Genomic DNA, 18851 nt, shown 5'->3' with positions numbered 1-18851 from the left:
GGTGGCTGTCAGCTAGCCGCAATCGCTGACGGATTCACTGCGAAGACCGCGCGAGCGGCAAGCGAATCCCAGACAGCTACCCGGCCCCCGAGCCCCCGACCTGTCCGGTCGGGACCTGACATCAGGTATGGCTCGGGGGCCGTTCGCGTGCAGTGGGTAGTGCTGGAGAGTCAGCCGATGTAACGAGTCAGGCGCGCGGACAACCGCGGTGCCAATGGGCCGTCGGCGACGACTCGTTCTTCGACGTACGCGAGATCCCCGCCTTCGACAATGCCGTAGAGCCGCTTGGCCCCGCCGACCAACGCACCCGATGTGCTACGGATGACGACATCGGTGGCCAGTTCCCAGGACGACTTGGTGAGTGCATGGCCGTAATACAGTTCGACGACGCCGGTGCTGTGTGTCAGCAACAGCTCGACGACCTCTTCGTCCTCGGAACCCTTGAGCCCGTTGCCACCGCTCATGCGCCAGAACCCGGTTTCGCGGAGATCGGGGTGTGCGAAGTTACCGTCGGAATCGAGTCGCCACGAACGTGATTCCCAGCTCAGGTAGCTACCGCCGTCGTGGGTGACGACGATCTGCTGACCGAAGGGGTAGTCGGTACCGGACTCGGGGTCGTGGCCTTCGCCTTCACCGCGCCACACGCCGACGAGCGGCAACAGTGCGAGCATCGACGGGTGCAGATCGGGGCCGAGGCGGAGGTTGGCCGTGTCGTCGGGATGCGGGATGTCCGGCAGGACCGGGACGTTCCGCGTCGACGCGTCGGCGAACTTCTGCTCGGCAGCCGCTATTGCTTCGTCGCCACTGGTGATGGGGGTATCGAGCCCCTCGTCAGCACTGCCGGGTCGACCCGCAACCGGTTCTGTCACGATTCGTCGTTGACCAGTCGGTAGACGACATACAGCGAGAACGCGATGATGGCTACTGCCGCAAGCGCCAGCAATACCTCGAAGAAGATGACCACGAGAGCGAGTTTAACCCGCTGCGATCGTCGTCGAGAACAGCGGCCCGAATCCGGGCTGTGTCCTTGGTGACATCTACCCAACTTCGGGGTCGTCAGTGCGCTGGATCACTCGTATTGATGGAGAAAGTCCGGCGAGCAGGTACCTTCTTCGGGGGGCGTCGGGTGCTCGAGGGCGAGGGCTCGACGTTTTTCACTGTGTTCTGTCTCGAAGGCTGGGGAGGTCTCCGTAACAATGCTGCGTCGTAAACGGACATCGTCGTTCGGATCCGTGTCGTTCAAATCGGCGGTGTGTGCACTGGCGTTGGCTCTCGCCGCACCGGCAGCCGCGCTCGCCGCCCCGGATTCGGGATCGGCGGATTCCGGCTCGTCCGACTTCGGGTCGTCGCAGGGCCCGAACATCGACCCCAACAATTACGCGCAGGACTGCCCGGATGTGTTGATGCTCGCCGTGTCCGGTGCCACCGACTCGGATTCGGGGCGCAATCCTCTGAACGAGGAATCGTCGACCGTGGCGTCGAACTGGGTCGGCAACGTCACGGTTCCCACCGGTGAGGTCAATGCAGGCAGCCCGGGCACGGTCGGCTGGCTGTACGTTCCCTACGCATCGACGTACGGCGTCGGTGTGCTCGACGACGTTTCGACCTATCAGAACACCATCGCCGAAGGCATCGCGTCGACGAATCGTCTGATGGACGAGTACAAGACCAAGTGCGGTGACAGGACGAAGTTCGTTCTGGTCGGGTACAGCGTCGGCGGCGAGATACTCGACCGGATGGCCGTCGAGATCGGCCACCGCGATCCCGACGCGCTGGTCACCGCCGACGATATCGCCGGAGTGATGATGGTCGGATCGCCGTACCGGCCGGCCGGGGTGCCGAATTTCGATGACGAGCCCGGCGAGTCGCTCGGTGGATTCATGGACCAGTCGCCTCGGGACTACGGAACGTTGACCGACAAGGTCACCTGGTCGTGCCGACCCTGGGATCTCTCGTGCGATGCACCCGACAAGATCGAACTGCTGCAGCTGGCCTTGGGGGTTCTGGGCCAGATGCGCTTCACCCTGCTCAACCCCGTTCAGACGGTGGCCGATTTCGCCCGGACGGTGTCCACGATCGCCACTCGTGCGATCGTCGACATCGCGACGAACAAGTCGTGGCTCGAATCGGACGAAACGCTGCTACAGGTCCTGGTGAAGGTGTCCGACCAGCAGTATCAGGTCGACGACGCCAAGGCGGTGGCGGCTCTGTCCCCCGACCAGCTGCTCGCCGACCTCAACTGGGCACTCGGGCCGGGTGCGGACACCGTCGAGGCCAAGCTGCGCGCCGAGGGCGAAGGAATGGTCGAGAACAACAAGGGCATCGCCGACGTCGTACTCGGGCCGTACCTGCTGCTCGGATTCCTGCAGCACCTGTCGTACTGGTATAACGACCCCAACGACGGTTACGAGTGGGAGAGCGAGAAGATCGTCGCGTGGGTGACGGACCTCGCCCGCACCGAGCGCGAGAAGAAACAAGCACCTGCTCCCGACACCGCCGCACCGCAGGACCCGCCCGCCGAGGCCCCGGCCGAACCTCGATTGCTGCCGGAGCCGGGGACGGTCACCCAGATCAGCGATCTCGGCGCGTTCCTCGAGTCCCAGGGAATCCCGGTACCGGAAGGGATGTTCCCGCCGCAGTACTCGACGGTTCCCGATCCGGCGGCCCCGGCACCCGTTCCCAACTAAGAGGCCTCCGGAAGAGCGAAAACCCCCGCACCTGCGAGCAGGTGCGGGGGTTTTTCTCGTGAGATACGAACGGGCGGAATCAGACTCCGACGGTGACGTTCGCCGAGTGCACGCCTGCGCCGTCGGGAGCGATGACGGTGTCGCCGTTGCCCGATGCCGACAGTGCACGCAGCGTCCACTGTCCGGGGGCGGCGAAGAACCGGAAGTCTCCGGTGCCCGACGCGACGACCTCTGCGGTGAATTCGCCGCTGCCGTCGAGCAGACGCACGAATGCGCCGGCTACGGGCTCACCGTCGCCTGCGAGGACGCGGCCGGTGATGACCGTCTCCTTCTCGACGTCGACGCCTGCGGGGATGGTCTGGCCTTGCACGGGTGCTCCACACATATCAGCGAACCTCCAGCTCGATGGGTGCTCCGACGAGAGAGCCGTATTCGACCCAGCTGCCGTCGTAGTTCTTGACGTCTTCCTTGCCCAGAAGCTCCTTGAGGACGAACCAGGTGTGGCTCGAACGCTCGCCGATGCGGCAGTAGGCGATGGTGGCCTTGCTGTCGTCGTAGCCCTTGGTCTTGTACAGCTCTTCGAGCGCTTCGTCGGACTTGAACGTGCCGTCCTCGTTGGCGGTCGTGCTCCACGGGATGTTGATCGCGGACGGCACATGGCCACGCTGCTGCGCCTGTTCCTGCGGAAGGTGAGCCGGGGCGAGGATCTTGCCCGAGAACTCGTCGGGCGAACGCACGTCGATCAGGTTCTTGTTGCCGATGGCGTCGATGACCTCGTCGCGGAACGCGCGGATCGACAGGTCGGGTGCCTCGGCTCGGTACTGCGTGGTCTCACGGCTGACGACGTCCTTGGACAGCGCGCGGCCGTCGAGCTCCCACTTCTTGCGGCCACCGTCGATGAGCTTGACGTCCTTGTGGCCGTACAGCTTGAAGTACCAGTAGGCGTAGGCGGCGAACCAGTTGTTGTTTCCGCCGTACAGGACGACGGTGTCGTCGTTGCTGATGCCCTTGGCCGACAGCAGGTCCGAGAACTGTTCCTGGTTCAGGAAGTCGCGGCGAACCGGGTCCTGCAGGTCCTTGCGCCAGTCGAGCTTGACCGCACCTTCGATGTGTCCGCCGTCGTAGGCGCTTGCGTCTTCGTCGACCTCGACGAAGACGGTCTTCGGTGCGTTCAGGTTCTGCTCGGCCCAGTCGGCAGAGACCAGGACGTCGGAGCGAGCCATGGTGTTCCTTTCGGTGTTTCTCTATGGATCGGTGTAGGTCAAGCAGTGGTGCGCGAGGTGGTGCGCAGTCGCGCAGCGAGGGGGTAGATCATGCAGCCGAGGCATACCGCGAATGCGGCGTTGAGGAAGGCCGCGAACAACGCGAAGCCCGTGGCCACGGTGCCGACGACGGGAGCGCCGAGCGCGAAGCCGAGAACTCCGACGGCGGCGAACACGAAGCCCACCAGTTGAGCGAACTTCAACGGTGCCACCGGCTCGCGTTCGCTGGTGGGGGACAGCCTCGGTGCGACGAATGTCGCGTAGATCGTGCCGTACGGACTGTGCTTGGGTCCGCGGACGGCTCCGATTCCGAACACGATCGCCTGTAGCCCGAGCAGGATTGCCGCCGCGGGGACCGAGAACGTGGTGAGGACGAGAACGAGGACCAGGACGGCGGTGGTGATCCACGCGGCGAAGCGCGGTCCGCGAACATCGACCTGGTCGACGGTGGTGTCGGTGGTGGTTCTGGTGTCGGGTGTCGACATCGAGATGTACTCCTGTGCGAGGCCGGGGCACGCCAGCATGGGCAGTGCTCGGACGTGGATTTCGATCATCGGGCCGGACATCACGCATGGGCGTGGCGGCAGAAGGAAATCAGCAGCAGCGACAGCAACAACCGCCCAGTCGACACAGATCAACTGTGCGTCGACTGGTGAGCATCAGCTCGCGGCGGGAGAACACGAAGAGCATCCTACCCGCTACCAGCGTCGGGTCCTACCGTCGGTCTCGGGAGGGCCGGTCAGAGGTTGTCGAGCGCGGACCGTAGCGCCGCCGCGGACGGCACCCCCGCGATTCTGGAGCGCCGTTGCAATGCGCTGTCGAGGACGAAAGTCGTGGGCAGTGACAGCACGCCCAGCTCGCGGGCGAGGATCGGATGGGCGTCGATGTCGAGTTCGAGTTCCCGAGCGTCGTTTCGCCCGTCCAACACCTGCCCGACGACGCGTCGCACAGCTGCGCACGGCCCGCACCAATCTGCCGAGAAGTGCAGTACCGTCGCGGAGTCGGTCGCGGCACCCGCGTCGAGCAGAAGTGGGTACAGAGCGTCGTTTTCGGATTCGGTGGTACGCACTGCCCGCACTGCACCCGATCGGCTGCGGAGGAACAATCCGGTAGCGACGGCCAGTATCGCCACGACGACCAGAACTGTGATCCCTGTCACGGCTTCTCGATCTCGTTGAGGTCGATGGTCACGTTCTCGCCCGACCCTTCGATGACGATCTGCGAGCCCTCCGCGTAGACGTCGGTCGGGAGGAGCCCGAATGGCAGGCTCTGACGCTCGATGGTCTTGGTGAACAGTCCCAGCACCGTGGGCTCGGCGAAATCGGGGATCGAGAAATCTGCCTGACCCTCCGGGCCGAAATAGAAGTCCGACGCCACGATGGCGACGCTGTCACCTTCGAGCAACAGGTCGGCCTTGACGCTCACCGTCGTCTCGAGGGGGCCGACCGGAACCGTTCCGGTCAGCACGACGCCACCGGTCGTGGTCTTGCCCGACCCACCGGAACCGCCGGTACCGTCCGACTTGTCGGCCGGCGGGGCGGAAACCTGCAGGTCGACGATGCCGAGGAACCGGCCGAGGTCCGTCGCCTCGATACGGACGCGGCCGTCGAGCTCGTCCACCGGGATCGCTCGAACGTTGTTGTCGATCAGGTCGGACAGCGCGATGTGCACGCCGCGGAGATTGGCCTCGATCGTCGTCGAGCCGACGTAGTCGGTCGGCACGTCCTGCGCTCGGATCTCGATGTTCTGGTAGCGGCCGTCCGCCGCCTGGGTGAGGAACGGGAAGCCGTGCACGATCACCTGAGGATCCGAGGTGAGTTCACCGCCCGCTCGGATCGCGCGGGAGACCCGGTACTCCGAGTAGGCCGCTGCGCCGAAATCGACCACGAGCGCGAGGGCCAGCAGGCTGGCGAGTCCGATGAGAAGTGTGCGCACGGGTCCATTGTGACCGACGGATCGCGTACTGCCCTCTTCGGCCGGTTGTACGGACAAGCTAGTCTGTGTCCTTGACGATCACTCCAATCCAGCCTGGGCTGGACCGGCCAGCAGTAAGAATGGAGACGCAGTGGAGCTCCTACTACTGACCTCCGATCCCCATCCGGAGGGCGTTCTGCCGTCCCTCGCTCTCCTGGCGCATCACGTACGCCCGGTGCCCACCGAGGTGTCCTCGCTTCTCGAAGCCGGTTCGGCAGACATCGCACTGGTCGACGCGCGCACCGATCTCGCTGCTGCTCGTGGTCTGTGTCGCCTGCTGGGGAGTACCGGATCGGCCATCCCCGTCGTGGCAGTTCTCACCGAGGGCGGACTCGTCGCGGTGAACTCCGATTGGGGCCTCGACGACATCCTGCTCCCCGGCACCGGCCCCGCGGAGCTCGACGCTCGACTGCGGTTGCTGGTCGGCCGTAGCGGGGGAGTTGCCAGCCCGGAGACCTCGGGCAAGATCACGCTCGGCGAACTGGTCATCGACGAAGGCACGTACACCGCGCGTCTACGAGGCCGTCCGCTCGATCTGACCTACAAGGAATTCGAGCTGCTGAAGTATCTGGCGCAGCATGCGGGCCGGGTCTTCACTCGCGCCCAGCTCCTGCAGGAAGTGTGGGGCTACGACTTCTTCGGTGGTACGCGCACCGTCGACGTCCATGTTCGACGCCTCCGCGCAAAGCTCGGTACCGAGTACGAGTCGCTCATCGGAACCGTACGAAACGTGGGATACAAGGCTGTTCGTCCGGCGCGCAATGCCAAGGGTGGACCGGTGGCATCGGACGCTGCCGGCGGGGATTCCGACGATGCGGATTTCGAGTTCGAGCAAGAGAGTACGCTCTCGTAGATGAGTTCGGATCCTGCCTTCGACGTCCATTCGATCGACGGCGGAGCACCGTCTTCCCGAGTTTCCTACGAGATTCATCGAATCCTTTCGCGCGCAACGGAAGCCGACGGCACTGCGCCCTTGTCGGAGCAGGCCGTGAAGACCGTCGACGACGGCGACGAGGTCGTTCGGTTCGTCGCGACCGAGGGCGATCGTGTGGTGGGCTACGTCGGAATCGCCGACGGGATGGCCGAGGCCGTTGTCGACCCTTCCTTCCGCGGTCACGGTGTCGGGCGCGAATTGGTTTCTCGCGCACTCGATGTCGGCTCCGATACCCGCATCTGGGCGCACGGCAATCTGCCCGCCGCACGGTCCGTCGCTGCGGCGCTCGGGCTGCAGGTGGTTCGCGAGTTGCTCCAGATGCGTCGCTCGTCCGGGCATCCCGATCTTCCGGATGTTGTTGTGCCGGAAGGTATTTCGCTCCGAACCTACCGGGGGCATCAGGACGACGCCGAGCTGCTGCGCGTGAACAATGCGGCCTTCTCGTGGCATCCCGAACAGGGTGGCTGGACCGATCGCGACATCGACGCACGGCGAGAAGAATCGTGGTTCGATCCGGCGGGCCTGTTCCTGGCGTTCGAGGAAGGCAGTGACCGCCTCCTCGGTTTCCACTGGACGAAGGTCCACCGGGCCGAGGGTGCGGAACCGGCCATCGGCGAGGTGTACGTGGTCGGAATCGACCCGCAGTCGCAGGGTCGTGGTCTGGGACGGGTGCTGACGCTGGCCGGCCTGCACTATCTACGCAGCAGAGAACTGGGCCAGATCATGCTCTACGTCGAGGCCGACAACACCGCTGCCGTGCACACGTACACCAAGCTGGGCTTCGAGAACTACCACGTGGATGCCGCATACGCGCGCAGTGCGTGAACGGACACACCGACTGCGGTGTTCATCTCCCGTTCACCTATGCGGGGGTAAACGTCTACCACCTGCCCTTACCTTTCTCGATGGGCGACAACCTACGTCGCCTGGTGCGAGGTTTCTTTCGGAGCCGGCACCCACACAGTCACAGCGCGGCCGCTCAGGTCCGAGCCGTGGACACGGCCTACAGATTCCCCGGAGGAAACAGGTGAACCTCAAGCGCAACGGTGCTCTCATGAGTGCAGTGGCCATCAGTGCCATGTTGCTGACCGCATGCGGTAGCGACGCCAACGTCGCCACCACGGACGGCGCATCCGACTCCTCGGCTACCTGCGAGGGCAAATCCCCGCTGACCGGCGAAGGCTCGTCCGCGCAGCAGAACGCAATGTCCAACTTCACCTCGATCTACTCCGGCGTGTGTGCCGGCAAGGCAGTCGAGTACACCACCAGCGGCTCGGGTAACGGCCGCACGCAGTTCGTCGCCGGACTGGTCGACTTCGCCGGCTCCGACTCCGCGATCAAGGACGAGCAGGCAGTCGAGGCGGCCACCCGCTGCGACAGCAACCCGGCGTGGAACCTGCCGCTCGTATTCGGGCCGGTCGCAGTGGCCTACAACCTCGACGGCGTCGACAACATCGCGCTGAACCCGGACGTCATCGCGCGCATGTTCACCGGCCAGATCACCACCTGGAACGATCCCGCCATCGCCGCACTCAACGAGGGCGTCGACCTGCCGGCCACCGCGGTCACCCCCGTCTACCGCTCCGATTCCTCGGGCACCAGCGACAACTTCCAGCGCTTCCTCGCCGCTTCGGCTCCCGAGGCGTGGACCCTGAACCACAGCTCCGACTGGGCCGGCGGCGTCGGCGAAGGTGCCAACGGATCCTCGGGCGTGGCCCAGGCAGTCGCAGCCACCCCCGGCTCGGTCACCTACGTCGAGAAGGGCTTCGCCGACCAGGAGAGCCTCGGCACGGCTGCCGTCGACTTCGGCAACGGACCGGTCGAGCTCACCACCGAGTCGGCTGCCGCAGCCATCGACGCGGCAACGTTCTCCGGCGAGGGCAACGACCTCGTCATCGACATCGACGCGCTGTACGCCAGCAACGAGGCCGAGACCTACCCGCTGGTTCTCGCAACCTACGAGATCGTCTGCTCGGCGGGCTACGACCCCGAGACCTCGGCAGCAGTCAAGTCGTTCCTGCTCAGCGCAGCCAACGAGGGTCAGCAGGGCCTCGAGGAAGCCGGCTACGTGCCGCTCCCCGAGTCCTTCAAGGAGCGTCTGACCACCGCTATCGAAGCAATCGCCTGATTCAATGAGACGTAACCCTGCTTCGGCTCGTGGCAACGCGAGCCGAAGCAGGACCGTCCTCGACCTCCACACGAGACAGTGAGCGGTATGAGCGACACCCACTCGATGACCGGCGTCCCCTCTGCGGCTACCGTGCCCACCGCGGGTGCCGCGCACAAACCGGAAGAACCACAATTGTCAGACAAGAACAAGACGGGGACCGTCACACGTCCCGGTGACAGGATCTTCTCCGGCCTCGCCACGGGCTCGGGCATCTTCATCATCGCCCTGATCGCCGCCGTGGGCATCTTCTTGCTCTGGCGTGCCATCCCCTCACTGTCGAACAACACGGTCAACTTCCTGACCTACAACGGCGCGTGGGACACTTCCAACACCTCGGCCATGGTGTTCGGCGTTCTCGATCTCTTCCTGGTCACCGTCACGGTGTCTCTCTTCGCGCTGATCCTCGCGATGCCTGTCGCACTCGGCATCGCCATCTACCTGACGAACTACGCACCCAAGCGAGTCGCGGGACCGCTCGGTTACGTCATCGACCTCCTGGCCGCAGTTCCGTCGATCGTCTTCGGCCTCTGGGGCCTGTACGTCCTCGCGCCCGCTATCAGCCCGTTCGCAGAGTGGCTGAACGCCAACCTGGGTTGGTTCCCGCTCTTCGGCACCGGCTCGGTCTCCATCGCAGGCGGTGGCACCATCTTCACCGGTGGCATCGTGCTCGCGGTCATGATCCTGCCGATCATCGCAGCGGTGACTCGCGAGGTCTTCATGCAGACGCCGAAGGGGCAGATCGAAGCAGCTCTGGCCCTCGGAGCCACCCGCTGGGAGGTCGTGCGCACCACGGTCATTCCGTTCGGAAAGTCCGGCTACGTCAGCGGCTCCATGCTCGGTCTCGGTCGTGCACTCGGTGAGACCATCGCGCTCTACATCATCATCCGCAGCACTCAGGCAACCTTCGGCGGAACATTGTTCGACGGCGGTTCCACGTTCGCCACGAAGATCGCGCTGGCCGCGGGCGAGTTCAACAACCCGCTCCAAGCCGGTGCCTACATCGCCGCGGGTCTGGTGCTCTTCATCCTCACCTTCGTCGTCAACGCCGGTGCCCGCGCCGCCATCGCCGGAAAGAAGGACTGACCCGTGACCGCAACCATGGACAAGCCCGTCAAGGAACCGACGTTCCAGGGCGTCAGCGCTCGGCGTAAAGCGTCCAACCTCACGGCGACGATCCTCGTCAGCCTCTCGGTGCTCGTCGCACTCGTTCCGCTCATCTGGGTGCTCTACACGGTGATCTCGCGCGGACTGTCCGCCGTGGTCTCGCCCACCTGGTGGCAGAACTCGCAGGCCGGCGTCACCCAGTTCATCGCAGGCGGCGGCGCTTACCACGCCATCGTCGGAACACTCCTGCAAGGACTGTTCTGCGCCATCATCTCCATCCCGATCGGCATCTTTGTCGCCATCTACCTCGTCGAGTACGGGGCCGGTACACGACTGGCTCGAGTGACGACCTTCATGGTCGACATTCTGACCGGTGTTCCGTCGATCGTCGCGGCCCTGTTCATCTACGCGCTGTGGATCGCCACCTTCGGATTCCAGCGCTCCGGTGTCGCCGTCGCATTCGCCCTTGTGCTCCTGATGATCCCCGTGATCGTGCGCTCGGCCGAGGAAATGCTGCGCATCGTCCCGCAAGACCTGCGCGAGGCGTCCTACGCCCTTGGCGTCCCGAAGTGGAAGACCATCGCCAAGATCGTCATTCCCACGGCCCTGTCCGGCATCGTCACCGGCATCATGCTCGCCCTGGCCCGCGTGATGGGCGAGACGGCACCGGTGCTGATCCTGGTTGGATCGGCCACCGCCATCAACTTCAACATCTTCTCCGGGCCGCAGACGTCTCTGCCGCTCATGATGGTCGACCTGCAGAAAGCAGGAACCGGCGTGCTCACCGCTGAGCGCATGTGGGGAGCAGCCCTGACGCTGATCCTGATCGTCGCAATACTCAACATCGGCGCGAAGTTGGTCTCGAAGTTCTTCTCGCCCAAGAACTTCTGACCCACCCGACTCCAGCGAATTCTAAGGAACGAAGAACATGGCAAAGCGTCTCGATCTCAAGGACGTCAACATCTACTACGGCAAGTTCCACGCCGTCTCCGACGTCACTCTGGCCGTACCGCCGCGCAGCGTCACCGCGTTCATCGGGCCGTCCGGCTGCGGTAAGTCGACCGTCCTGCGTTCGCTGAACCGTATGCACGAAGTCACCCCGGGTGCCCGCGTCGAGGGTTCGGTGCTGCTCGACGGCGAGGACATCTACGGCAGCGGCGTCGACCCCGTGGGTGTGCGTCGCACCATCGGCATGGTCTTCCAGCGCCCCAACCCGTTCCCGACGATGTCGATCCGGGACAACGTCGTTGCGGGCCTGAAGTTGCAGGGCGGCCGCGGCAAGAAGGAACTCGACGAGATCGCCGAGCGCTCGCTCAAGGGAGCGAACCTCTGGAACGAGGTCAAGGATCGCCTCGACAAGCCCGGTGGCGGCCTCTCCGGCGGTCAGCAGCAGCGTCTGTGCATCGCTCGCGCGATCGCCGTCTCTCCCGACGTCCTGCTGATGGACGAGCCGTGCTCGGCTCTTGACCCCATCTCCACCCTCGCCATCGAGGACCTGATCCAGGAACTCAAGCAGGACTTCACGATCGTGATCGTCACGCACAACATGCAGCAGGCCGCCCGTGTGAGCGACCAGACCGGCTTCTTCAACCTCGAGGCGACCGGCAAGCCCGGCAAGCTCATCGAGATCGACGACACCGAGAAGATCTTCTCCAACCCGACGCAGAAGGCCACCGAGGACTACATCTCCGGCCGCTTCGGATAACCACACACGAACGAAGAAGCCCCCGCTGAGCACAGGCTCGGCGGGGGCTTTTTCGACATCTGCGCTCGTTGCCCCGATGCGAGAACCGAGTAGCGTTGCAGCGCAGCGCTACTCGGTTCTCGACGAGGGCAGGCCTACGAGGTGGGGATGTTGTTGTGGCTCAGGTCGATGGGCAGCTCACCCGTCACCAGGAAGATCACTCGACGGCCGACCTCGACGGCGTGGTCGGCGAACCGCTCGTAGAAGCGACCGAGCAGGGTCACGTCCACCGCAGCAGCGACCCCGTGGCTCCACTCACGGTCCATCAACACCGTGAAGAGGTGACGGTGCAGATCGTCCATCGCCTCGTCCTCCTCCTGCAGCTTGGCAGCGCGCTCGGGATCGCGGGTCTCGAGGACCTCACGAGCCGACGCGCCGATCTGGACGGCGAGGCGACCCATCTCGGCGAAGTACCCGTTGACGACCTCGGGGAGGGCGTGGTTCGGGTGCCTGCGGCGGGTGATCTTGGCAACGTGCAGTGCGAGCGCGCCCATACGGTCGATGTCGGCAACGATCTGAATGCCGGCCACCACCGAACGGAGATCGCCTGCGACCGGAGCCTGCAGGGCGAGAAGGGTGAATGCCTTCTCCTCGCACACCGCGCTGAGCTCGGTGATCCTGTCGTGTTCGGAAATGACCTGCTCGGCGAGCACCAGGTCTGCTTGAAGGAGGGACTGAGTGGCCTTTTCCATGGCCGCACCAGCCAGGCTCGCCATCTCTCCGAGGAGATCGGCAAGCTCGTTCATCTGTTCGTTGTAGGCGACGCGCATGAGCGAAGTTTAGTAGCTCACACCGACCAGTTCCCTGTCCCGAGGGTTAACGGAGCATGAATGAAGTCAGGCGCACGTGTCGTCGGCCGCGTTGGTGTACGAGAGATCCTCCGGAAGGGGCGCACTCTGGGTGGTTCCTTCCACCTGAGTGGGATCGATTTCGGTACCGAACGCCGTCGGGTACTGGGTGTATCCGGGATAGTTCGAGCCGAGCACGACCTCGACGACATTGTTCAGGCTCGGTGCCAACTCGATGGCGGCGCCGGGAATCGCCGACGCGACCGTCGCAGCGGCGGCTTCCTGATCCTGGGAGTAGCGCACCACGGTCTGCGCTGCGGTGCCCGAGAAGTTGCCGACCGTCAGGATCTGGAATCCGTAGACCGCGAGTTCGTCGGACGCCGTCTGCGCCATCCCGGCGATGTCGGATGCGTTGGACACCTGAATCGACACGGTCGACGGGTCCACGGCCAACAGTGGCGCGTCGGGTACGGCGGCAGGTGCGGATGATTCGGGTGTCACCGGCTCCGCTCGTTCCTCGCCGGGCAACGGAGCGTCGTCGATGATGGCCTGGAAGATCGCACCGATCGCGTCGTCGTTCGGGATCTCGTTGCCGTAGTCGTTGGTGCCGGTGGTGGGGATGGTCAGGAAGGTGACCGCGCCGGCGTCCACGTTCTGCAGCGAGCGTCCCAGTGTCACCAGGTCCTGAGTCTTGACGTTCTCCACGAACGTGTCCGAGGTGAACGCGTTGACGAACCCGTTGAGCTTGCCAGGATCGAGCAGCACGTTGTTCGAGAGCGCGGACCGCAGCAGCGACGACAGGAAACGCTGCTGTCGCTTGATGCGGCCGTAGTCGCCGTTGCCCTCGGACTCGACGTTGCGAGCCCGAACGTAGTTCAGCGCGGTGCGGCCGTCGATACGTTGTGTTCCGACGTTGGGAAGGACATTTCCGAGTTCGTAGTCGAACAGGGGTTGCGCGGTGCAGACCTCGACACCGCCGACCTCGTCGACCATGGACTCGAACCCGGCGAAGTCCATCCCGACGAAGTGTCCGATACGCAGGCCCGAGATCTTCTGGATGGTCTTGACCAGACACTTCGGGCCGCCGAGGGCGTAGGTGGCGTTGAGCTTGTCGCCGTAGGCCTCGGGGAACATCTCCCCGGTGTAGGTATTGGTGATGTTGTCGAACTGCTCGCACTCCGGTCGCGTCACGTCGAGGTCGCGGGGAAGGACACCGCGACGACGCGACTGCGGTCGGCAGGGATGTTGACCAACATGACGGTGTCCGAGCGCGATCCCTCGGCGTCGGCGACGGTTCCGGCTCCCACCTCGCCGCTGGCCCCGGCGCGGGTGTCGGTGCCCACGATCAGGTACGTCTCGTCACCGTACTGGCCTGCGGCGTCGACGACGTCGGTCGAATCGGGATCGAGAGCGGCGACCTGGAGAAATCCTTGATCGGTGTTGCGTAGGTATCCCCACACCACTCCGGTCAAGGCCACGGCCAGGATCGCGACGAGGGAGACCAGGCTCCGGCCGATCATCCGTACCCGACGGCGGCGACGTACCCGACTCATCGCCAACCGCGTCAGAGTCGGTCGATCCGCTGCGGGCGCGCCCACCGGTTCCGGTGCCGCATGCGGCGGCGGAGTCGGCGGCACTGCCCGGGCAGGCGAGGGAGTGGAATCGGTGATGGGGGCGATGACCTCGGTCGGCTCTTCGACTTCGGGACGTTCGTCAGGCACCCGCCGCATCGATCCCGAGCGCGACATCTTGTCCACCAACTCGGCGACCGAGACGGTGTCGGCGTTACGCGGTGATCGTTTGCCGAGCCTGCCGCTGTCTCCGGGCTGCGGTGGTTGCTCTGCGTCCGGTGTTGCAGGACGTTCGGAGCGAGGTGGGCGCTGTCCGGAACGTCCGATTGAAGACAGCGGGCGCTCCCATGGGGCGCGACCCTCGGGCACAGACGGGCCCGACTCTCGATCGTCTCCCACGAATTCGAACCTGGCCTTCCATCACACGCACGCGCCGTCAACTCGGCAATCCCAGCCATAGTACTGACTCGAGCGGCATGGTCCACTCGTGCGAGGTGGGCTGCTGGTCAGCCGCGAATCAGCCGCCGGAATGGATCAGATCGGCACCGGCAGGAACGCAGACGTCCTCCGGGTCGTCGAGCCAACCGTCCGGCAACGCAACCGCGCCCGGCGAGCCCTGCCGACCACGGGGGCCCTCGGCGTCCTTGGGAAACGGAACGGTCGGATCGAGTTGCGCCAGAAGGTCGTCCAGTTCGCCGAGAGTGGACACCAACGCCATCGAGACCCGAAGATCCGATCCCGCCGGGAACCCGCGGAGATACCAGGACACATGCTTGCGCAGCTCGCGCAGGCCCTTGCTCTCACCGTGATGCTGAGCGAGCAGCTCGGCATGCCGGGCGATGATGGTGGCCACCTCGCCGAGGGTCGGTGGAGTGGGTTCGGGCCTGCCGTTCAGGCGGGCGCTGAGTTCTGCGAACAGCCAGGGCCGACCGAGGCAACCACGCCCGACGACGACGCCGTCGCACCCGGTCTCCGCCATCATGCGAACCGCATCGGACGCCGAGAAGATGTCGCCGTTGCCCAGTACCGGGATGCCGGAGACGTGTTCCTTCAGTCGCGCGATCTCGTTCCAGTCGGCAGTGCCGGAGTAACGCTGAGAGGCGGTTCTGGCGTGCAGTGCCACTGCCGCCGCGCCCTCGCCTGCGGCGATTCGACCTGCATCGAGATGAGTGTGGTGGTTCTCGTCGATGCCGACGCGGAACTTGACGGTGACGGGAATGTCGGTGCCCTCGGTCGCCTTGACGGCCGCAGCGACGATACGACCGAACAGGTTCCGCTTGTAGGGCAGCGCAGCACCGCCGCCCTTCCGGGTGACTTTCGGAACCGGGCAGCCGAAGTTCATGTCGATGTGGTCGGCCAGATCGTCGTCGACGATCATCTTCGCCGCGTCGTACGTGGTGTCCGGATCGACGGTGTAGAGCTGCAGCGACCGCGGGGTTTCGGTGGGGCCGAAGGTCGTCATGTGCATCGTCGCCGGCTGGCGTTCGACGAGCGCGCGTGCGGTGACCATCTCGCACACGTACAGACCCGAGGTACTGCCCGCCCGCTGCAACTCCTGCTCCCTGCACAGCGTGCGGAACGCCACATTGGTGACGCCGGCCATCGGTGCCAGGACGACGGGGCTGGCCAACTCCAGCGAGCCGATCTGCAGTGTCATGAGAGAAGCCTTTGGAACGGAGGGAACGTGATCATGGTGACAGCGGTGGGCCGAGAGCGACGGACCGAAAACAGTGGTGCCCGGCACCGAAGTCGGTACCGGGCACACCAGCCGATCTGAGCTTACGACGCGCGTGCTTCGGCCTTCGCGCGTTCGCGGGCGAGGGAGCGATCGCGCATCTCCTCGAACTTGGTGGCCTGACGCTCGAGGTCTTCGAGGAACGCGGCGAGTTCCTCGCGCTTGTTCTCGCCGCGGCCGGTGAAGTCGTTGCGCTCGAACACGCTCCACTTGCGCAGGACCGGCCAGACGACGTCCTCGAGGTGCTGACGCAGGTCGTAGATGCCGTGCTTGGCCATCAACACACCGTTGCGGCGGAAGTTCGGCATACCGGCACCGGGCATGACGAAGTTCGTCACGATGTCGGAGACCGCGTCGAGGGTCTGATCGGGAGCGATGTCCATCGCCGCGCCGGTGATGTTGCGGTAGAAGATCATGTGCAGGTTCTCGTCGGCGGCGATGCGCTGGAGCATGCGGTCGGCGATCGGATCGTCGCAGACCTTGCCGGTGTTGCGGTGCGAGACACGGGTGGCGAGCTCCTGGAACGTCACGTAGGCGACCGAGTGGAGCAGACCCGTCTGCGACCCCGCCGGTGAGGCGAACCCGTTGGTCATGTGGATCATGCGGGCTTCTTCGAGGGCGACGGGATCGACGCCGCGGGTGACGACGAGGTAGTCACGCATGACGATGCCGTGCCGGTTCTCCTCGGCGGTCCACCGGCCGACCCAGGTGCCCCAGGCACCGTCCTGGGAGAAGTTCTCGGCGATCTCCCGGTGGTACGACGGCAGGTTGTCCTCGGTGAGGAGGTTGGTGATCATCGCGGCCTGTGCGACGTCGGAGAGCTTGGACTGCTCCGGGTCGTAGTCCTGGCCGCCGAGTGCGGCGAAGTTACGACCTTCGTCCCACGGCACGTAGTCGTGAGGGTGCCACTCGCGAGCCATCGAGATGTGACGGTTCACATTGTCCTCGGCAGTGGGCACCAGCTCTTGCAGAAGCTCGAGCTGTGTCAGATCCCTCGCCATTAGATCGCCTCCATAGATTGCGTACGACCGGTCCAGCTTACGGCACCGTAGGTTCGGTGTGAACCTCGTCGCGGCTGTTCACTTGCTGTTCCGGCGGTCGTGATGTTCGGTGTCGATCGGCGCGAAGTCTCCCCGGAGCGTCGATCTTGCGACCGGCCTTCGCGAGTGCACGACCGCTGCAGTTCCCCCAACACGTCGTTCGGTCTCGGCCGATCGTTACGCCCGAGTGTACGTTCCGGACAGGTGTGAGCACTGTTACTCGGACGGTGTGTGGTGCCCCCAGTAGGACTCGAACCTACGACCTGCGGATTAAAAGTCCGTAGCTCTACCAACTGAGCTATAGGGGCGCGGCTCGAAAGTGTAGTGGGCCGCGTAGCGCCACCGGGCAGTACCCCCGGCAGTGGGTTCCGACGGGTCAGCGCCCGAAGCTGCTGCATCCGCTCGGCACCGGAATGCCTGCCAGCCGGTCGTCGATCCAGGCGTACGCGCCGGGAATGCCGCTGAGCGCGACGATCAGGTGCTCGCCGAGATATTCCTCGAGTCTGACGTTCGCACCCTGGGCGCACCACTCGTCGTAGAGGGTCTCGGCTCCCTGTCGAGGAATCCAGAACTCCTGCTTGCCCTGATAGATCATGGTGGGGATGGTGGGCGCGAGGTCGCCGCCGAGACGTGTCGCGGCGATGATGCTCTCGGCGATCTCGGTGCGATCGACATTCGGAACGTTCGAGAGCGCCTGTGCCGGGATCGGAGCCACCACGCCACCGGGGGCGAGCAGACCGACGCACATGTCCTTGGCGATCGTGGCCAGACGCAGTCCGTCGGCGTTCATCAGCGAGAACATCTCGGGGTACTCCCGTGCCACCCCGAGCGCCGCCGACAGGAAGAGCGTCGATGCGGCCGTGCCGTTCATCGACGTCAGCAGAATCCGGTAATCGGTCGGGGGTCCACCGAACGCCGCGCCCACCAGATTCACATCGGGCGCGTACGTGGGGGCCAATTGTGCCGCCCATCCTGTGGCGATCGCCCCACCCGAGTACCCCGTCATGGCGATGGGAGAAGACGCAGGCACGCCGAGCTCGGGCAGTCGAACCATGGCTCGGAGGGCGTCGAGCACCGCGTGTGCGGCCATGCGTCCGGCGGCGTAGGCCTGCCGTGGCCCCTCGTGATCGGTGACGACGACGGCGTAGTTCTTGGCCAGAAACGCCTGAACGGCCGGTATCTCTCGGGCGAGGCCGCGAGGAAGCAGCCACGACGGCGCACAGGTGTTGCCGAGTGAATTGATGGCCATGTTGTATGCCACGACGGGTCGGCTCCCGGCTCCGGTCCACGGTGCGACCGGCACGATCACGGTGGTGGCCGCAGCGACGGGACGGTCCTTGGAATCGTTGGTGCGGAACAGGATCTGAGTCGAGGTGACCGGCGTGAACAACGGTCCGACGGTCACTTTTCTGGTTGCGAGTACGGTCCCGGGAGGTTGTTGTTCGTAGCCTGCAGGGGGATCGAACCAGGGCTCACCCAGTGGGGTGGGTAGATAGAGAGCCGGGTCGGCGACGGGGGCCACGAAGTTACCCAGGGGGTCTGCAGGCGCCGTGCCGGTCGTCGACAGAGCGAGTACGACCACCGCGAACGACGTTGTGATGGAACGAAATACGCGAATCGACACCTTCATGGCATGCACTCGTTTCCGATCGGCGGAACTACTCCATGTGGTGCATGTCACAGTAAGTCAGTACAGGTGCGAGTTCGGTGCGAGTCCGGGAACGTGTCGAAAACGTTACCGACCGGTCTTTCTCGTATCGATTACCGGGCAATGGATTTGACCGAGGTCAGACAGCGGTTTCGGCGTATTCGATTGCCGATCACTAGATTTGAAATGCTAAC

General features: G+C 64.8%; 17 protein-coding genes, 1 tRNA gene and 1 pseudogene. 7 read left to right on the top strand and 12 right to left on the bottom strand.

What is annotated here, in order from left to right; genetic code table 11:
* Window positions 1-170 precede the first annotated feature (170 nt).
* Entirely contained in the window at window positions 171-812 is a 642-nt protein-coding gene (locus NY08_RS12475) for an FABP family protein (RefSeq protein WP_045200287.1), read from the bottom strand.
* 384 nt (window positions 813-1196) lie between these two features.
* Between NY08_RS12475 and NY08_RS12465 the strand changes: the two genes are divergently transcribed.
* Entirely contained in the window at window positions 1197-2687 is a 1491-nt protein-coding gene (locus NY08_RS12465; protein WP_045196645.1) for a cutinase family protein, read from the top strand.
* A 79-nt stretch (window positions 2688-2766) separates the two neighbouring features.
* Here the strand turns inward: NY08_RS12465 and NY08_RS12460 are convergent, their stop codons facing one another.
* From NY08_RS12460 to NY08_RS12440, 5 genes are all read right to left on the bottom strand, one after another.
* Entirely contained in the window at window positions 2767-3072 is a 306-nt protein-coding gene (locus tag NY08_RS12460) for a DUF1416 domain-containing protein (RefSeq protein ID WP_032395905.1), read from the bottom strand.
* 1 nt (window position 3073) lies between these two features.
* Entirely contained in the window at window positions 3074-3910 is an 837-nt protein-coding gene (locus tag NY08_RS12455; protein WP_032395904.1) for a sulfurtransferase, read from the bottom strand.
* Window positions 3911-3948: 38 nt separating this feature from the next.
* The gene (locus NY08_RS12450) at window positions 3949-4434 is read right to left on the bottom strand and encodes a DUF4395 domain-containing protein (RefSeq protein ID WP_032396296.1); all 486 of its coding nucleotides are present in this window, start codon (window positions 4432-4434) and stop codon (window positions 3949-3951) included.
* A 254-nt stretch (window positions 4435-4688) separates the two neighbouring features.
* Window positions 4689-5108 carry a thioredoxin family protein gene (locus NY08_RS12445; protein ID WP_045196642.1) on the bottom strand — a complete coding sequence of 140 codons (420 nt, stop codon included), beginning with the start codon at window positions 5106-5108 and terminating at the stop codon, window positions 4689-4691.
* Complete coding sequence (locus tag NY08_RS12440) at window positions 5105-5884, bottom strand: LmeA family phospholipid-binding protein (RefSeq protein ID WP_045196641.1); 780 nt, start codon at window positions 5882-5884, stop codon at window positions 5105-5107. Before NY08_RS12440 ends, NY08_RS12445 begins: the two co-directional genes overlap by 4 nt.
* 130 nt (window positions 5885-6014) lie before the next feature.
* Between NY08_RS12440 and NY08_RS12435 the strand changes: the two genes are divergently transcribed.
* The 6 genes from NY08_RS12435 to pstB all read left to right on the top strand — a co-directional run bounded on the left by NY08_RS12435 (window position 6015) and on the right by pstB (window position 11836).
* Window positions 6015-6776, top strand: coding sequence for a winged helix-turn-helix transcriptional regulator (locus NY08_RS12435; RefSeq protein WP_032395901.1), 762 nt, complete (start codon window positions 6015-6017; stop codon window positions 6774-6776).
* A complete protein-coding gene (gene mshD, locus NY08_RS12430; RefSeq protein ID WP_045196639.1) occupies window positions 6777-7682 on the top strand; it encodes a mycothiol synthase in 906 nt (301 codons plus the stop codon). It begins immediately after the preceding gene.
* Window positions 7683-7884: 202 nt separating this feature from the next.
* On the top strand, window positions 7885-8985 hold the full coding sequence (pstS, locus tag NY08_RS12425) for a phosphate ABC transporter substrate-binding protein PstS (protein WP_032395899.1): 1101 nt from the start codon (window positions 7885-7887) through the stop codon (window positions 8983-8985).
* Window positions 8986-9072: 87 nt separating this feature from the next.
* Window positions 9073-10110, top strand: coding sequence for a phosphate ABC transporter permease subunit PstC (pstC, locus tag NY08_RS12420; RefSeq protein ID WP_045196637.1), 1038 nt, complete (start codon window positions 9073-9075; stop codon window positions 10108-10110).
* Window positions 10111-10113: 3 nt separating this feature from the next.
* Window positions 10114-11022 (top strand): phosphate ABC transporter permease PstA, encoded by a 909-nt coding sequence (gene pstA, locus NY08_RS12415; protein ID WP_032395897.1) that lies wholly within the window; start codon window positions 10114-10116, stop codon window positions 11020-11022.
* Between the two features lie 37 nt (window positions 11023-11059).
* Window positions 11060-11836: a phosphate ABC transporter ATP-binding protein PstB gene (gene pstB / locus NY08_RS12410; protein WP_032395896.1), complete on the top strand. Its 777-nt coding sequence runs from the start codon at window positions 11060-11062 to the stop codon at window positions 11834-11836.
* A gap of 134 nt (window positions 11837-11970) precedes the next feature.
* Here the strand turns inward: pstB and phoU are convergent, their stop codons facing one another.
* The 6 genes and pseudogenes from phoU to NY08_RS12380 all read right to left on the bottom strand — a co-directional run bounded on the left by phoU (window position 11971) and on the right by NY08_RS12380 (window position 18639).
* Window positions 11971-12645, bottom strand: a complete 675-nt coding sequence (phoU, locus tag NY08_RS12405; protein ID WP_032395895.1) for a phosphate signaling complex protein PhoU — start codon at window positions 12643-12645, stop codon at window positions 11971-11973.
* 66 nt (window positions 12646-12711) lie between these two features.
* Window positions 12712-14633: pseudogene (locus NY08_RS12400) on the bottom strand (LCP family protein).
* A 118-nt stretch (window positions 14634-14751) separates the two neighbouring features.
* Window positions 14752-15891, bottom strand: coding sequence for a tRNA dihydrouridine synthase DusB (dusB, locus tag NY08_RS12395; protein WP_045196635.1), 1140 nt, complete (start codon window positions 15889-15891; stop codon window positions 14752-14754).
* A 122-nt stretch (window positions 15892-16013) separates the two neighbouring features.
* A complete protein-coding gene (locus NY08_RS12390; protein ID WP_045196634.1) occupies window positions 16014-16970 on the bottom strand; it encodes an acyl-ACP desaturase in 957 nt (318 codons plus the stop codon).
* Between the two features lie 271 nt (window positions 16971-17241).
* Window positions 17242-17317 (bottom strand) — tRNA-Lys (locus NY08_RS12385).
* 68 nt (window positions 17318-17385) lie between these two features.
* Window positions 17386-18639 (bottom strand): lipase family protein, encoded by a 1254-nt coding sequence (locus NY08_RS12380; RefSeq protein ID WP_045196633.1) that lies wholly within the window; start codon window positions 18637-18639, stop codon window positions 17386-17388.
* Window positions 18640-18851 lie beyond the last annotated feature (212 nt).

Origin of the sequence: Rhodococcus sp. B7740 (assembly GCF_000954115.1) — a bacterium.
Lineage (GTDB): Bacteria > Actinomycetota > Actinomycetes > Mycobacteriales > Mycobacteriaceae > Rhodococcoides.
This window is presented reverse-complemented; position numbering and strand designations above follow the sequence as displayed.

Bases quoted from the DNA above. Each gene is read 5' to 3' on its own strand.
- NY08_RS12460 (WP_032395905.1), bottom strand. From the start codon at position 3,072: ATGTGTGGAGCACCCGTGCAAGGCCAGACCATCCCCGCAGGCGTCGAC.
- pstB (WP_032395896.1), top strand. From the start codon at position 11,060: ATGGCAAAGCGTCTCGATCTCAAGGACGTCAACATCTACTACGGCAAG.
- mshD (WP_045196639.1), top strand. From the start codon at position 6,777: ATGAGTTCGGATCCTGCCTTCGACGTCCATTCGATCGACGGCGGAGCA.
- NY08_RS12450 (WP_032396296.1), bottom strand. From the start codon at position 4,434: ATGTCGACACCCGACACCAGAACCACCACCGACACCACCGTCGACCAG.
- NY08_RS12380 (WP_045196633.1), bottom strand. From the start codon at position 18,639: ATGAAGGTGTCGATTCGCGTATTTCGTTCCATCACAACGTCGTTCGCG.
- phoU (WP_032395895.1), bottom strand. From the start codon at position 12,645: ATGCGCGTCGCCTACAACGAACAGATGAACGAGCTTGCCGATCTCCTC.
- dusB (WP_045196635.1), bottom strand. From the start codon at position 15,891: ATGACACTGCAGATCGGCTCGCTGGAGTTGGCCAGCCCCGTCGTCCTG.
- NY08_RS12455 (WP_032395904.1), bottom strand. From the start codon at position 3,910: ATGGCTCGCTCCGACGTCCTGGTCTCTGCCGACTGGGCCGAGCAGAAC.
- NY08_RS12465 (WP_045196645.1), top strand. From the start codon at position 1,197: ATGCTGCGTCGTAAACGGACATCGTCGTTCGGATCCGTGTCGTTCAAA.
- NY08_RS12390 (WP_045196634.1), bottom strand. From the start codon at position 16,970: ATGGCGAGGGATCTGACACAGCTCGAGCTTCTGCAAGAGCTGGTGCCC.
- pstC (WP_045196637.1), top strand. From the start codon at position 9,073: ATGAGCGACACCCACTCGATGACCGGCGTCCCCTCTGCGGCTACCGTG.